Here is a 14,983-nt window from a genome sequence, read left to right on the forward strand (position 1 = left end):
TTCACCTACCCACGGTAGGCGACTACCGTCGAGCAGGTGCAACCCTCCCACCCGAACCGGCCCATATCTCCACGGGAGCGCTTGGCCGCCGCACGGCTCTATCTGTGCACCGATGCCCGGCGGGACACGGGCGACCTGGCCGCCTTCGCCGAGGCCGCCTTCGCGGGCGGCGTGGACATCATCCAACTCCGGGACAAGGGGTCGGCGGGCGAGCAGCAGTTCGGGCCGCTCGAGGCCAAGGCCGAACTGGGTGCGCTCGCCGAACTGAAGGCCGCCGCCCGCAGGCACGGCGCACTGGTCGCGTGCAATGATCGCGCCGATATCGCGCTGGCCGCGGGCGTGGACGTGCTGCACCTGGGCCAGAACGACCTGCCGCCTTGGTACGCCCGCAAGATCCTCGGACCCGATGTGGTGATCGGCCGGTCCACCAATAACCGCAATCAGGCCGGTCTCGCCGCCATCGACGAGCACATCGACTACTTCTGCACCGGGCCGGTCTATGCCACGCCGACCAAGCCCGGCCGCCAGCCGTCGGGACTGGAACTGGTCCGCTCCACCGCCGATGCCCATCCGCACCGGCCGTGGTTCGCCATCGGCGGCATCGACGCCGAACGCCTCCCCGAAGTCCTCGCGGCCGGTGCGACTCGAATCGTCGTGGTGCGCGCCATTACCGCCGCCCGCGACCCCGAGGCCGCCGCGCGCTCCCTCAAGCAGCGGGTCCTCGACAACGACGCCTCCTGACCGTTTCCGGTCAGGAGTACAGCTGCACGAAGCGGTCGAGGGAACGCTCGATATCGCCGCGCAGGGCCTTGGCGACGACCGAGCCGATCGGGCCGAACAGGGGTGCGCCACCCAGGTCGATATCCGCGGTGACCTTCGAGCCCGCCGGGGCCGGGGCCACGCGCAGCTCGATGCCGAATTTGGTGCCACCGATGCCGGTGCCATTGAGCACCAGGCGATTCGGGGGCTCGGCGGTCTTGACGGTCCAGGTGACCCGATTACGGAAGCCCTTGACGGTGGCCACGCCGATCAGGCGCGTGCCGGGAGTCAGGCCCTCGGGAACCGTGCCACGCCAGCCCTCGTGCAGGATCAGCCAGTCGCCCAGTTCGGGGAGGTTGGAGGCGTGCGCCCACGCATCGGCGGGGGCGATCGGGACGTCTACGGAAACCTTCAGCTTTGCCACCAGCGGATGGTAACCGTTACGCGGTGTAGCGCTAATCAGCGGGCACGGGATCCAGACGAATCGGGACACCATTGAGATTGGCCATGCCCGCCAGGGGTTCGACATCGGCGAGGTCCGTGGACATCAGGTCATTCACATTGGCTCCACCCGCGGCGTTCGCGCGACGCCAGCCACCGCGATGACCCCAGCCGTGCGGAATGGCCACGGTGCCCTCGGTCATTTCATCGGTAATGCGGACCATGACCTCGATGGAGCCGTGAGCGGAGGTCACCCGGCAGCGATTGCCGTCCGAGAGGCCCACTACCGCAGCATCTTTGGGGTTGATCCGGGCGGCGTGTTCCCGATCGCCGCGCATGAGCGGTTCCACGTTGTGCATCCAGGAGTTGTGGGACTTCAACTCGCGCATGCCGATTACCCGGAGAGGGTAGGTGGGGTCGAGCACCGGGGCGGCGAGGGCGTGGAGTTCGGCGATGATCTCGCCGGGGGCGAGGTTCACGCGACCACCCTTGTGCTGCACCACTTCCGAGAGAACCCCGGTGGTGATGCTGTCGGCCAGGATCACGCCGTGCGGGTGGCGGCGCAGCATGCGCAGGCTCAGGCCGCCGCGGCGGAGACCGAAGAGATCGCCGTAGGGGCCGGTCCGTAGCGCCAGATCGGCGAGCACCGGCGGAGTGGGGCGGACCGCGCGGCCGCCGGGGATGCGGCGGCGCAGACCGGTGATGAGGCCTCCGAGGGCACTGGCCGGACCGGCGGCGAAGGGCTGCACGCCGATTCGCAGGGCGATGTCGTCGATGATCCGCCATTCCTCGCGCGCCTCGCCGTACGGCTCGAGGACTCGCTCGGTGTATTGGGTGTACGGGGTCGGCGAGAGGGCGGTGAAGGGGAGCGGAATGTCGTCGCGTTCCAGGAAAGTGGTGGCCGGGAGGATGTAGTCGGCGGTGCGATTGGTGTCGGTGACGTAGAGGTCGATGGAGACGAACAGGTCGAGTTGCTCGATGGCCGAAGCCAATTCGCGTCCGTTCGGGACCGAGGAGACCGGATTGCCCGCCGAGGTGAACAGGGCGCGGAGTTGGCCGGGACCGGGCGTGGTGATCTCCTTGGCCATGATGGCCGCGGGGAAAGTGCCCAGGACATCGGGGAAATCGCCTATGCGGGAACGGTTCTTGCCGTAGCCGATAAGGCCGAGGCGGGCATTGAGCTTGGAGGCGGCCACCAGTTCCTTGCCGAAGACCGAGCCGCCGGGGGCGTCGAGATTGCCGGTCACCAGGGCGAGGGCATCGATCAGGAAGGCCACGAGGGTGGCGTGGCGGCCGAGGCAGGTGCCGGTGCGGCCGTAGACGGCGGCCGACTTGGCGTGGGCCAGGTCGCGGGCCAGTGCACGGATCCGGTCGAGCTCGAGGCCGGTCACCTCGGCGGTGCTTTCGGGGGTGAATCGGCTTACCGCGTCCCGCAATTCGCGAATACCGGCGGCCTGGCGGCGCAGGGCCCGGCCGTCGTCGAGGCCTTCGGCGAAGATCACCTGAAGCAGCGAGGCGAGCAGCCAGGCATCGCCGTCGGGGCGGATGCCGACGTGTTCGAAGAGCCGGGCCGTCTCGGTGTGGCGCGGGTCGACCACCACGACCCGGCCGCCGCGCTTGGTGATGGCCGTGAGCTTCTCGCGGATACGCGGTGCGCTCACCACACTGCCGTGCGAGACAACGGGATTCGCACCGAGCATGAGCAGGAAATCAGTGCGGTCCAGGTCGGGCACCGGGACCGATGTCAGCGAGCCGTACAGCAGCTGACTGGCGACGAAGCGATTGTTCACATCCTGCGAACCCGCCGAGTACACGTGCCGCAACCCGGCGGCGAGCTGGAACCCGACCAGCCACAACGTATGTGAATAGGAGAACGAGGACGGGTTGCCGAAATACCAGCCGAGGCTTTCCCGCCCATGGTCGCGAATGATGTCCCGCAGGCGTTCGCCGATGCCGTCGAGGGCCTCGTCCCAGGACACCCGCTCGAATTCCCCGTCCGGAGTACGCCGCAGCGGATACAGCACGCGATCCGGATCGTTCTGGATCTCGGTGAAGGCGATCCCCTTGGGACACGCATTGCCACGTGAGAGCGGATGCTCCTTATCGGCGCGCAACTGCACCAGTTTCCCGTCCTCGACGGTGGCGATCAGCCCGCAGAGGGGTTCGCAGATCCGGCAGTACGTGGGCAGCTCATGCGTCGTCACGGTTCAAGACAACACCTGCGCCAGAGTGAGGAACAACACATTTCCGGCCAAATCAGGCTCGTCGGCCGGTTTCTCGGCGACCTCCGGGGGCTCTCCCGGCCCGCCGATCCGGGCGGTGCGGCCGTGGCCATTGCCCTGGGCCTGCAACCACAGGAAGCCCGCCTCGGCCAGATCCAGGGTGCGCGGCAACGCGGCCGCCACCGCCTCCGGATCGGGCAGGCCGTCCAGGCGCAATCGGGTCGGGGTGGCACGCAGGGCGGGCCAGGCGACGGCGAAACCCGGATGCAGTGGACGATCGTCCACCTCATCCTCGGGCACCCACGCCAATTCCTTGCTCTCCGGATTGCCGCGGGTGACCAAGGGAGCGGCGGCATCGGCGATGACCGTGGTGTAGGTCCAGCCGCTGAGCGCGGTCGCCGTCAGCCGGGAACCGCGCACCCGGATGGCATGCGCGGCTATGCCCGCTTCCTCCTCGGCCTCGCGGACCGCGGCGTGCACGCTGGTCTCGTGACTGTCGCGCGCCCCGCCGGGCAGGGCCCAGGTGCCGCCCTGATGACTCCAGGCGGCCCGATGCTGGAGCAGAACCGCCGAACCTCCACCCGAGAGCGGGGCACGCAGCAACAGTCCGGCAGCACCGAATCGACCCCATTGGCGCGTGCCATCGGGACTTTCCGCCCACCCGTCACCGTCACCACGCATATTCCACATCCCATCCTCGGTCCGCACCGCGAGCACCGGCGGGTGTTCCCGCGTCACGGCACCGATAAGTCCACAATAAGCTCATCCGACATCAGGTAGTCGGTCGTTCGGTTTCGGTCAGTGGGAGGTGAACATGGCTCGCACCGCGCAGTTGCGGTTCGACGAGCTGTCCCCGCGCGCCGCCGCGGCGGCCTGGCGCGAACGCCTCGCAACCACGGAAATGCGCATGTTCGCGCAGTCGTCACCGGCCAAGTTGATCGCGGTCGGATTGATGCTGCTGGGCATGTGCCTGGCGGCGGGCGCGGTCACGGCCACGGCGGTGAACAATCGGCAACACGCCCTCGACGTGCTGCTGGATCAGGCCGAGCCGGATGCCTACTCGGCGCAGCGGCTCTACACCTCGCTCTCGGTCGCCGACGCCTCCGCGGGCACCGCGTTCATCGCGGGCGGGCTGGAACCCAAACCGGTGCGGGACCGCTACAACCAGGCCGTCGGCGAGGCCGCGGCCGAACTGGTGACACAGTCCAATCGCAGCGAGGGCGATGCGGACACCCATCTGCGCTCCGGGATCGCCACCGGGTTGCCGGTGTACAGCGGCATAGTCGAGACCGCGCGAGCAGATAATCGCAGCGGATTGCCGGTGGGCGCGGCCTATCTCAGTGAGGCGTCCAACCTCATGCAGGGGACCGTGCTGCCCATGGCGCAGGAACTCCAGGAACATCGGTCCGCGGCGATCACCGCCACGCAGCGCAATCACGTGCGACCGCCGTGGCCCGCCATCGTGCTGCCGCTGCTCGCGGTGGCCGCCCTGGTGTCGGCGCAACTGTTCCTGTTCCGGCGCTGGAATCGCGTGCTGAATCTCGGCCTGCTGCTGGCCAGCGGGACCATGGTGGTGCTGCTGTCCTGGACGGTGATCGCCGGTGTCATCTCCGCGATCGCCACCACCGATTCCCGCGATCACGGCAGCATTCCCGGCGCGGCCCTGACCGAGAGCCGAATTCTGGCCCAGCAGGCCCGCACCGCCGAAACCCTCAAGCTGGTGCGCCGCGATACCAGCGCCGAATACGACAAGACCTACGACCAGGCCACCGGCAAGCTGCGCAGCATTCTGAACGCCTACACCACGGACTCACCCGGCTCGCACAATATCGGCACCGCCATCGGCGCCCTCGACCTGTGGACGGCCGCGCATCAGCGGATGAACGACGCGCTGTTCCGCGGCGATTTCAACGGTGCGGGCGCGGTGGCCACCGGCCCCGGCGCGAACGAGGCGACCGCGCAGGTGGACGCCCTGGATCGCGCGCTCGCCGACGGCATCGGCGATACCCGGAGCACCTTGCGCAGCAATACTTCTCGCGCCGCCCGCACGCTGGACCTGCTGACGCCGGGCGCGCTGGTGCTGAGCACGGCGGCGGCGATCTTCGTCGCGGTCGGCCTCTGGCCCCGACTACGGGAGTACCGATGAGCCGCAGACCCGACGTGAAACGCACCGGCCCGCACCGGATCCGGCAGACCACGGCCGCCATCCTCGCGATCGCGGCGGTGGCCTTGACGGCGGCGTGCGACGACTCCGGCGCCGCACCGCAATCCACCCACGTGCCCAGCTATATCGAACCGCCCATGCCCTCGGGAGCCGTTGCGGCGCAATCACATGCGGCGCTCCCGCCCGAGAGCGACACCTGCGGGGACCCGACCGCCAGCCTGCGCCCCGACGGCAGCGGGTCCGGGCCGAATGTCGACGCCATTCGCGCCCGCGGGCGGCTCCTGGTCGGACTCGACCCGGGCAGCAATCTGTTCAGCTTCCGCGATCCGACCACCGGGACACTGACCGGATTCGATGTCGACATCGCCCGGGAAGTGGCGCGTGATCTGCTCGGTAATCCGGACGCCATCGACTACCGCATTCTCGGCTCGGCCGACCGGGAACGCGCGCTGCAGGAGCACACCGTGGACGTGGTCGTGAAGACCATGACCATCACTTGTGAACGGCGGCAACGGGTTACCTTCTCCACCTCGTACCTGCAGGCGCATCAGCGCATACTGACCGTCCGCAATTCCGGTATCGGCAGCCTCGCCAATCTGGCGGGCAAGCGGGTGTGCATCGTGGGCGGCACCACCTCGCTGGACCGGATCCGCAGGGAACAGCCCGCCGCCTCCATCCTCACCGTGCCGAGCTGGGCCGACTGCCTGGTCGTCCTGCAGCAGCGCCAGGTCGACGCCGTCAGCACCGACGACACCGTGCTGGCCGGACTCGCCGTCCAGGACCCGATGGCCGAGGTGGTCGGCCCCAACCTCAGTACCGAGCAGTACGGCATCGGCATGTCCAAGGGTTCCGACGATCTGGTGCGACAGGTCAACGGCACCCTGGAACGCATTCGGAACGACGGCACCTGGAACCGCCTCTACCGCCGCTGGCTGGCCGGCGAACTGAGCGACGCGGCCGTGCCTCCCCTCCCGAGGTACCAGGACTGATATGAGCGAATCGGAAGCACCCGAACCCGAACCCGAACCGCGCGAATTCGCCGACGAGGGCCCGCCGACGCGCGCCACCGAACGCGACGACAGCGACGAGACCACCGAATTCGGCGACGAGGCGGAGATCTTCGCCAGCGAGACAGCCGATTTCCCGCGCACCGCGCCGACCGTGCACGCCGAGCCTTCGCCACCCACCGAACCGCCGCCGTCCACCGAGGCGACGGCCCGCACCGAAGTGACGCCCCCAACCGAGGCGACCACCCGCGCTGAGATGACGCCGCGGACCGAGGCGACCACGCGCGCCGTGACGACGCCCCAGACCGAAGCAACCACTCGCGCCGAGGCGACCACACGGACCGAGATGACGCCCCGCACCGAGATGACGCCCCGCACCGAGGCGACGACTCGCACGGAGATGACGCCGCACACGGAAGCGACGGCGCAGGCCGGGTCCGGTGATGGGTCCGGTTCGGAGTCGGGCGAAATCCGTACGCCGACACGGCCTTCCCAGCGCACGGCCCGCATGACACGGCCACGGCCGCTGGTGCGACGGCTCGGTGCCGGACTGGTGTCGATCCCCGCAGTGGAGCCGATCGATCCCGAGCAGGCCGTGCTGCCCGACGCCATGGTGGCCGAGGGGCGGCGCTACTGCTGGCGCTGCGGCAAACCCGTCGGCCGGGCCACCGCCACGCGGCCCGCTCGCACCGCCGGAACCTGTGATACCTGCGGCGCGCCATACGATTTCCGGCCGTCGCTGCACACCGGGGACCGGGTGGCGGGACAGTACGAGATTCAGGGCTGTATCGCGCACGGCGGACTCGGCTGGATCTATCTCGCCATCGACCGCAATGTGAGCGACCGCTGGGTAGTGCTCAAGGGCCTGCTGCACGCCGGTGACGCCGAGGCGCAGGCGGTCGCGGTGGCGGAGCGACAGTTCCTGGCCGAGGTGGCGCATCCGAGCATCGTGAAGATCCACAATTTCGTGGAGCATCCCGGGCCGGACGGATCGCCGATCGGCTACATCGTGATGGAGTACGTGGGCGGGCATTCGCTGCGCGACCTGCTCGACCAGTACACCCGACCCGAGCGCATGCCGGTCACCGAGGCCATCGCCTATGTGCTGGAAGTGCTTCCGGCACTGGACTATCTGCATTCGGTCGGGCTGGCCTACAACGATCTCAAGCCCGACAACATCATGGTCACCAGCGACCGGGTGGAACTCATCGACCTGGGCGCGGTGGCACAGTTCGAGGCGTACGGAAACCTGTACGGCACCAGGGGATTCCAGGCTCCGGAGATCGCCCACACCGGGCCGACCGTGGCCTCGGACATCTACACGGTGGGCCGCACCCTGGCCGTGCTCATCCTGAACATGCCGATGCAGAAGGGCGCCTACTGCGACGGCATCCCCGATCCGAAGGACCAGCCGGTGCTGGCCCGGCACGAATTCCTGCACCGACTATTGCTGCGCGCCACCGACCCGGACCCGGATCGCCGTTTCGGTTCCGCGCGCGTGTTCGCCAGTCAGCTCACCGGTGTGCTGCGCGAGATCCTGGCGGTCGAGACCGGCAATGAACATCCGCAGCTGTCTACGCTTTTCAGCCCGCCGCGCACCAGTTTCGGTACGGCGGAACAGATCGCGCAGACCGACGGCATAGTCGACGGCATCACCCGCAGCACCCTGCTGCGGCCCCAGGACGTGGTGGCCGCGCTCCCGGTGCCGATCATCGACCCCACCGATCCGTCCGCACCGCTATTGGCGGGCGCGGCGCACCCCGAACCCGAGCACGCCCTCGACGAACTCCGCCATGCCCGCCAGCGCGCCGCGGCCGAACCCGGCGGTGCGCCGGACACTTTCGAGCTGGAAGTGACCCTGACCGAGGCCCGCGCCCACCTCGATCTGCTTCAGCCCGCGGCCGCGCGAGTGCTGTTGCAACGCCTGTCCGACAAGCCGGAACCGCCGTCGCCGGATTGGCGGATCGACTGGTATCTGGGCATGACCGAACTCCTCGAACTCGACTTCGAGCGCGCCTTCGCCCGCTTCGACGCCGTGCTCCAGGCGCTGCCCGGCGAGATCGCGCCCAAGCTGGCCCTGGCAGCCACCGCGGAACTCATACTGCAACACTGGGATTCACCGGATCCGGAACAGTGGCGCGCCTACGCCGAAAGCTATTACGCCACCGTGTGGCGCACCGACCGTGGCGTGGTCAGCGCGGCCTTCGGCCTGGCCCGGCAACTCGCCGCGGCCGGGGACATCACGGCCGCGGTGCACGCCCTGGACGAAGTGCCGCCCGCTTCAAGGCATTACGCGGAAGCCCGTATGACGGCCATCCTCATGCTGCTGACCTGCGCGCCCGTCACCGAACTCGACGAATCTACGCTGCATGTGGCGGCGGCCCGCCTCCAAGCCCTGCCGCCGGGCGAAGGCCGCACCGCCCAACTCCGGGTCCTGGTGCACGGCGTCGCCCTCGGCTGGTTACAAGCCGGACGCTTGCCGAAATCGCCGGACGCCCGACTCCTGGGCGCACCCTTCAATGAACGAGATCTGCGGCGCGGCATCGAAACCGGCCTGCGCGCGCTCGCCCGAACGGCTCCCGGCCGCTCGCACCGCTACGCGCTGGTCGATCTCGCGAACGCCGTCCGCGCCAAATCCTGGTTCTGACACCGGAAGAGACCCGTGCCGCCACCGCGGCGACCTCCGGGGGCAGCCGAAAGGCCGAGGAGGGGCTGGCGAGGGAGTGAACAGCCCCAAACCGCGGTTGTGCGTAAAGCGACACGGGTTCCGGTGGACCGGAGGAACCCCGGTACGAACAACACGATGCCAAGCGGATCGTGATGATTTCGTGAAGTCAGCCGACCAGGCGGGCCGAGGCACGCGCGATGGCGAGTTCCTCATTGGTCGGCACCACCAGCACCGCGACCTCGGCCCCCTCGGGCGAGATGTAGCGGGCGGTGCGGCTCTTCGCGGTATTGCGGGCCTCGTCCACCGCGATGCCGTAGCGCTCCAGACCTGCCAGGGCGGCGGCACGGACCTTCGCGTCGTTCTCGCCGACACCGGCCGTGAAGGTGATGGCGTCCACCCGTCCCAGCTCCACCAGGTACGCGCCGATATAGCGGCGCAGCCGGTGAATGTAGACCTCGAACGCCAATGTCGCCGCGGCGTCACCGGTTTCGATGAGACGGCCGAGTTCACGGAAGTCATTGACGCCGGACAGGCCCTTGATGCCGGACTGCCGGTTCAGCAGGGCGTCCACATCGTCGACATTCATATCGGCGGTGCGGATGAGATGGAAGATGATGCCCGGGTCGAGATCGCCGGAGCGGGTGCCCATGACCAGGCCCTCGAGTGGGGTCAGGCCCATGGTGGTGTCCACGGCCCGACCGCCGCGAATGGCCGAGGCGGACGCGCCATTACCCAGGTGCAGCACAATCTGATTGAGGTCGGTGCGGTCACGTTCCAGGAAATCCGCCACCTGGCCGGACACGTACTCGTGCGAGGTGCCGTGGAAGCCGTAGCGCCGGACACCGTTCGCCGCCGCGATTTTTGTATCGATCGCGTAGGTCTTGGCGGCGGCGGGCATGTGATGGAAGAAGGCGGTGTCGAAGACCGCCACCTGCGGCACCTCCGGCAGCAGTTTGCGGGCGCTCTCGATGCCCACCACATTGGCCGGATTGTGCAGCGGCGCAAGCGAGGACAGGTCGGAGATGGTCCGCACGACCGCGTCGGTGATCAAGGTGGGTTCGAAGAACACCTCGCCGCCGTGCACCACGCGATGCCCGACCGCGCGCAGGCCCTCCTCGGCCAGATCATGCCCGCTCTCGGCGAACAGATCGAACACCAGCTGCAGCCCGGCCGCGTGATCGAGGACCACGCCGTCGTGCTCGTAAGTCTTTCCGCCACTGGAGTGTTCGATGGTGGGCGTGCCGTCTGCGACCGGTTCGCCGATGCGCTGCACCACGCCCGAGGCCACCACATCGCCCGAATCCGGGTCCAGCAGCTGGTATTTGATGGACGAGGATCCGGAATTGATCACCAGGACCTTCACTGCTGCGCCTCCTGCTGGGCCTGAATCGCGGTGATGGCAACGGTATTCACGATGTCGGCGACGAGCGCACCGCGCGACAGGTCATTGACCGGCTTGCGCAGGCCTTGCAGCACCGGGCCGATGGCCACCGCGCCCGCGCTGCGCTGCACGGCCTTGTAGGTGTTATTGCCGGTATTGAGGTCCGGGAAGATGAATACCGTCGCCTGCCCGGCCACCTTCGAACCCGGCAGCTTGGTCAGCGCCACCGACGGCTCGATCGCCGCGTCATACTGAATCGGGCCCTCCACCAACAGTTCCGGGGCCCGCTCGTGCACGAGTTTGGTGGCCTCGCGCACCTTGTCCACATCCGCGCCGGTCCCGGACTCGCCGGTCGAATAGGACAGCATGGCGACCCGCGGTTCGATGCCGAACTGCGCGGCGGTGCGCGCCGAGGAGATCGCGATATCGGCCAGCTGATCGGAGGTCGGATCCGGCACCACCGCACCGTCGCCGTACACCAGGACGCGATCGGACAGCGCCATCAGGAACACGCTGGACACGGTCTTCACACCGGGGATGGTCTTGATGATCTCGAAGGCGGGGCGGATGGTGTGCGCGGTGGTGTGCGCCGCACCCGAGACCATGCCGTCCGCGACGCCCATGTGCACCATCATGGTGCCGAAATAGGAGATGTTGCTCATGAATTCGCGGGCGCGATCGACCGTCATGCCCTTCTTGGCGCGCAGTCGCGCGTACTCCTCGGCAAATTCGTCACGCAGCGGGCAGGTTTGCGGATCCAGGACCTCGGCGGCGGCGATATCGACGCCGAGTTCGGCGGCCCGGCCCCGGATCGCGGTCTCGTCGCCCAGGATGGTGAGGTCGGCGATCTTGCGTTGCAGCACGCGCCCGGCGGCGCGCAGGATGCGGTCGTCGTCGCCCTCGGGCAGCACGATGCGCTTGCGGTCCGAGCGGGCCCGTTCGATCAGCTGGTATTCGAACATCTGCGGGGTGAGGACATCCGGGATCGGAATCTCGATCTGCTGCAAGAGTTCCCGCGGATCCACTCGCTCCTCCATGAGCGCGAGCGCGGTATCCACCTTGCGCATGCTGGACAGCGATACCCGGCCACGCGTATTGGCGGCGGCCTTGGCCGTTTCGAAGGTGCCCAGCGAGGTGGAGATGATCGGCAAGCGGGGCTTCAGACCCTGGATGAGCCGGGCAATGGACGGCTCGGGCTCCATGCCGCCGTTCATGAGAATGCCGGACAGCGACGGAAACCCTTCCGCCTCATGTGCGTTCACCATGGCCAGCAGCACATCGGAGCGATCGCCCGGCGCGATGACGGCGACACCGTCGGTGAGCCGCTCCAGAATGTGCTCGATGGTCATGCTGCCGACGATCACCTCGAGGGCCTCGCGGTGCATGAGTTCCGGGTCGCCACTGTAGATTTCGCCGCCGATGGCCTGGCACAGCTCCTCCATGGTGGGGGCCTGCAACAACGGCACCTCCGGCAACGCCCAGGACGGCACCGCGGCCGCCCGCTTCAACGCGTCGACGTCGGCGTCCAGCTGGTCGGGTTCGCAGCGATTGGCGATCACGGCGACCAGCTTGGCGTGCTCGGCGACAAGTTCACTGCGGCACAGCTCGACCAGCTGAACCAGTTCCTCCGGGGTGCGGCCCATGCCACGCACACACAACAGCACGGGCGCACCCAGATTCACCGCGATGCGCGCGTTGTAGCGCAGCTCGCTGGGGCTGGCCACATCCGTGTAATCACTGCCCAGGATGAGCACGGCATCGCACTGCTTGGCGACCGCGTGATACCGCATGACGATCTCGCTGATCGCGGCGTCCGAGTCCTCGTGCACCTGTTCATAGGTGACGCCGATGGCCTCGTCGTAATCCACATCGGCGGTGGAGTGCTCGAGCAGCAACTCCACGATGTAGTCCCGCCCGTGGGCGGACCGCGTGATGGGCCGGAACACCCCCACTCGCGGGGTGGTCGCGGCCAGCGCTTGCAGCACGCCGAGCGCCACAGTCGACTTACCGGTGTCCCCCTCGGGGGACGCGATGTACACACTGGAAACCGGTGCGGCAGCCATGATCGGAAGCCTACCGACCGTTATGCACTAACCCCCGCCCACCCGCACCTTCGTAGCATTTATCACTACGCGCGAGGGAGCGATGGTGGCGGGAATACGGACGAAATACCACCACCATCGCTCCCTCACCTCAGAGATACGACACCCCGCGCCTCAATAGGCGGCGCGGGGTGAAGGATTCGCAGGTCAGAGAGCGCGGAGGCGGGGGCCCAGGTCGCGCTGGAACAGTTCGAGGAAGCGGCGCTGGTCGTGGCCGGGGGCGTGGAAGACCAGGTGGTTGAGGCCCGCGTCCAGGTAGGGCTTGATCAGCTCGACGGCCTGGTCGGGATCGGCGGCGACGATCCAGCGCTTGGCGATCTGCTCGATGGGCAGCGCGTCGGCGGCGGCTTCCATTTCGATCGGGTCGGTGATCGAGTGCTTCTGCTCGGGGGTCAGCGAGAGTGGGGCCCAGAAGCGCGTGTTCTCCAGCGCCAGTTCGGGATCGGTGTCGTAGGAGATCTTGATCTCGATCATGCGGTCGATATCGTCGACGGCGCGGCCGACCTTGGCCGCGCCCTCGGCGACGGCGGGCATGAGCTTCTCGGTGTAGAGGTCCATGCCCTTGCCGGAAGTGCAGATGAAACCGTCACCGGCGCGGCCCGCGTAGCGCGCCACCAGGGGACCGCCCGCCGCGATGTAGACGGGAATTCCGTCCTTGGGCACGTCGTAGATGGAGGCGCCGACGGTCTTGTAGTACTCGCCGTCGAAGTCGACGCGCTCGCCGGTCCACAGGGCGCGCATGAGATCCACCGATTCGCGCAGACGGGCGAAACGCTCCTTGAATTCCGGCCAGTCGCCACGGAATCCGGTGGCGATCTCGTTCAGCGCCTCACCGGAGCCGACGCCCAGCATGATGCGGTCGGGGTACAGGCAGCCCATGGTGGCGAAGGCCTGCGCGATGACCGCCGGGTTGTAGCGGAAGGTCGGGGTCAGCACCGACGTGCCGAGTTGGATGCGCTGGGTGCGCTCGCCGACCGCGGCCATCCAGGCCAGCGAGAAGGGGGCGTGCCCGCCATTGTGCCGCCACGGCTGGAAGTGGTCGCTCACCGTGGCACTGTCGAGGCCGTGCTCCTCGGCCGCGACCGCGATCTCCACCAGTTCCCGTGGGCCGAACTGTTCCGCGGATGCCTTGTATCCGAGCTTGAGGTCCTTCACCTGCGCCACTCCTGTCGCCTCTGTTGCGCTGTGTCGTACGGGGGCCGAGCCACCCGCCCGACCGTCCGATCTGCGGGGTACCGCATCGCCGGATTGGTCCACTTCGCACGATAGTCAGCGGCGCACGGCGGTGCGGCAGGGGTCACATCAAAAACATCGAACCGAGGGTCGCGACCGGGTATTCCACATGCTGTTATTCCACGTGACTGGTCACCCGCTCGAGTTTGTGTGAACGTCCGAGCCCGTTCCGGCACCTGATAGCGGACAATTGGCCCGTGACCACCTCCAGCGAAACACCGGTTCTGTCCTACCTGACCGATATGGACGGCGTCCTGGTGCACGAGAACCACCTGGTGCCCGGGGCCGACCAATTCCTCGCCGAACTGCGCGATAACGAGATCCCGTTCCTGGTGCTCACCAATAACTCCATCTACACCGCACGCGATCTGCAGGCCCGGCTCAAGCACACCGGCCTCGACATCCCCGTCGACTCCATCTGGACCTCGGCGCTCGCGACCGCCACCTTCCTGCGGGACCAGCGACCCAATGGAACCGCCTATGTCGTGGGCGAATCCGGGCTCACCACCGCCCTGCACGAAATCGGCTACGTACTCACCGACAGCAACCCCGACTACGTGGTGCTCGGCGAAACCCGCACCTACTCCTTCGAGGCCATCACCACCGCCATCCGGCTCATTTCGGCGGGCGCGCGCTTCATCGCCACCAACCCGGACGCCACCGGCCCCTCCCGTGAAGGCATCCTCCCCGCCACCGGCTCCGTCGCCGCGCTCATCACCCGTGCCACCGGCAAGGACCCGTACTACGTGGGCAAGCCGAACCCGCTCATGATGCGCTCGGCCCTGCGCCGCATCGGTGCGCACTCGCAGTCCACCGTCATGATCGGCGACCGCATGGACACCGACGTCATCTCCGGTCTGGAGGCCGGCATGCGCACCATCCTGGTCACCACCGGCATCTCCACCCAGGCCACCATGGAGCAGTACCCCTACCGCCCCACCCGCGTCCTGCAATCGGTCGCCGAACTCGTCGGCCGGACCAAGGACCCGTTCGCCGAATAGCCCGC

General features: G+C 68.0%; 11 protein-coding genes. 5 read left to right on the top strand and 6 right to left on the bottom strand.

The window, feature by feature from the left end; translation table 11 throughout:
- The first annotated feature begins 36 nt into the window (after positions 1 to 36).
- A complete protein-coding gene (thiE, locus tag AB0N05_RS18045; protein ID WP_364694906.1) occupies positions 37 to 741 on the top strand; it encodes a thiamine phosphate synthase in 705 nt (234 codons plus the stop codon).
- Between the two features lie 10 nt (positions 742 to 751).
- Here thiE and AB0N05_RS18050 read toward each other — a convergent pair whose 3' ends face one another.
- The 3 genes from AB0N05_RS18050 to AB0N05_RS18060 are packed head-to-tail and all read right to left on the bottom strand — an operon-like array spanning position 752 to position 4,103.
- Complete coding sequence (locus AB0N05_RS18050; protein ID WP_364694909.1) at positions 752 to 1,183, bottom strand: SRPBCC family protein; 432 nt, start codon at positions 1,181 to 1,183, stop codon at positions 752 to 754.
- Positions 1,184 to 1,214: 31 nt separating this feature from the next.
- Positions 1,215 to 3,404 carry a molybdopterin-dependent oxidoreductase gene (locus AB0N05_RS18055; RefSeq protein ID WP_364694911.1) on the bottom strand — a complete coding sequence of 730 codons (2,190 nt, stop codon included), beginning with the start codon at positions 3,402 to 3,404 and terminating at the stop codon, positions 1,215 to 1,217.
- Between the two features lie 3 nt (positions 3,405 to 3,407).
- Complete coding sequence (locus tag AB0N05_RS18060) at positions 3,408 to 4,103, bottom strand: NUDIX domain-containing protein (RefSeq protein ID WP_364696441.1); 696 nt, start codon at positions 4,101 to 4,103, stop codon at positions 3,408 to 3,410.
- Positions 4,104 to 4,236: 133 nt separating this feature from the next.
- Between AB0N05_RS18060 and AB0N05_RS18065 the strand changes: the two genes are divergently transcribed.
- Genes AB0N05_RS18065 through AB0N05_RS18075 form a run of 3 tightly spaced genes read left to right on the top strand, consistent with a single transcriptional unit; the run spans position 4,237 to position 9,240 of the window.
- A complete protein-coding gene (locus AB0N05_RS18065; RefSeq protein ID WP_364694913.1) occupies positions 4,237 to 5,568 on the top strand; it encodes a hypothetical protein in 1,332 nt (443 codons plus the stop codon).
- Positions 5,565 to 6,575, top strand: a complete 1,011-nt coding sequence (locus AB0N05_RS18070) for a glutamate ABC transporter substrate-binding protein (protein ID WP_364694916.1) — start codon at positions 5,565 to 5,567, stop codon at positions 6,573 to 6,575. Before AB0N05_RS18065 ends, AB0N05_RS18070 begins: the two co-directional genes overlap by 4 nt.
- Before the next feature lies 1 nt (position 6,576).
- Entirely contained in the window at positions 6,577 to 9,240 is a 2,664-nt protein-coding gene (locus tag AB0N05_RS18075) for a tetratricopeptide repeat protein (protein ID WP_364694919.1), read from the top strand.
- Positions 9,241 to 9,427: 187 nt separating this feature from the next.
- On the opposite strand, the gene AB0N05_RS18080 is transcribed toward AB0N05_RS18075, so the two are convergent.
- From AB0N05_RS18080 to fgd, 3 genes are all read right to left on the bottom strand, one after another.
- Positions 9,428 to 10,624 (bottom strand): acetate kinase, encoded by a 1,197-nt coding sequence (locus tag AB0N05_RS18080; RefSeq protein WP_364694922.1) that lies wholly within the window; start codon positions 10,622 to 10,624, stop codon positions 9,428 to 9,430.
- Positions 10,621 to 12,705, bottom strand: coding sequence for a phosphate acetyltransferase (pta, locus tag AB0N05_RS18085; protein WP_364694925.1), 2,085 nt, complete (start codon positions 12,703 to 12,705; stop codon positions 10,621 to 10,623). Before pta ends, AB0N05_RS18080 begins: the two co-directional genes overlap by 4 nt.
- Positions 12,706 to 12,891: 186 nt before the next feature.
- Positions 12,892 to 13,899: a glucose-6-phosphate dehydrogenase (coenzyme-F420) gene (fgd, locus tag AB0N05_RS18090; RefSeq protein ID WP_364694928.1), complete on the bottom strand. Its 1,008-nt coding sequence runs from the start codon at positions 13,897 to 13,899 to the stop codon at positions 12,892 to 12,894.
- 320 nt (positions 13,900 to 14,219) lie between these two features.
- On the opposite strand from fgd, the gene AB0N05_RS18095 reads away from it, so the two are divergent.
- Positions 14,220 to 14,978 carry an HAD-IIA family hydrolase gene (locus AB0N05_RS18095; RefSeq protein WP_364696444.1) on the top strand — a complete coding sequence of 253 codons (759 nt, stop codon included), beginning with the start codon at positions 14,220 to 14,222 and terminating at the stop codon, positions 14,976 to 14,978.
- Positions 14,979 to 14,983: the final 5 nt, after the last annotated feature.

It is taken from the genome of Nocardia sp. NPDC051030 (genome assembly GCF_040683015.1).
Lineage (GTDB): Bacteria > Actinomycetota > Actinomycetes > Mycobacteriales > Mycobacteriaceae > Nocardia.

Excerpts from the sequence above, each read along its gene's own strand:
- AB0N05_RS18060 (WP_364696441.1), bottom strand. The coding sequence starts at position 4,103 with ATGCGTGGTGACGGTGACGGGTGGGCGGAAAGTCCCGATGGCACGCGC.
- pta (WP_364694925.1), bottom strand. The coding sequence starts at position 12,705 with ATGGCTGCCGCACCGGTTTCCAGTGTGTACATCGCGTCCCCCGAGGGG.
- AB0N05_RS18070 (WP_364694916.1), top strand. The coding sequence starts at position 5,565 with ATGAGCCGCAGACCCGACGTGAAACGCACCGGCCCGCACCGGATCCGG.
- AB0N05_RS18075 (WP_364694919.1), top strand. The coding sequence starts at position 6,577 with ATGAGCGAATCGGAAGCACCCGAACCCGAACCCGAACCGCGCGAATTC.
- AB0N05_RS18065 (WP_364694913.1), top strand. The coding sequence starts at position 4,237 with ATGGCTCGCACCGCGCAGTTGCGGTTCGACGAGCTGTCCCCGCGCGCC.
- AB0N05_RS18095 (WP_364696444.1), top strand. The coding sequence starts at position 14,220 with ATGGACGGCGTCCTGGTGCACGAGAACCACCTGGTGCCCGGGGCCGAC.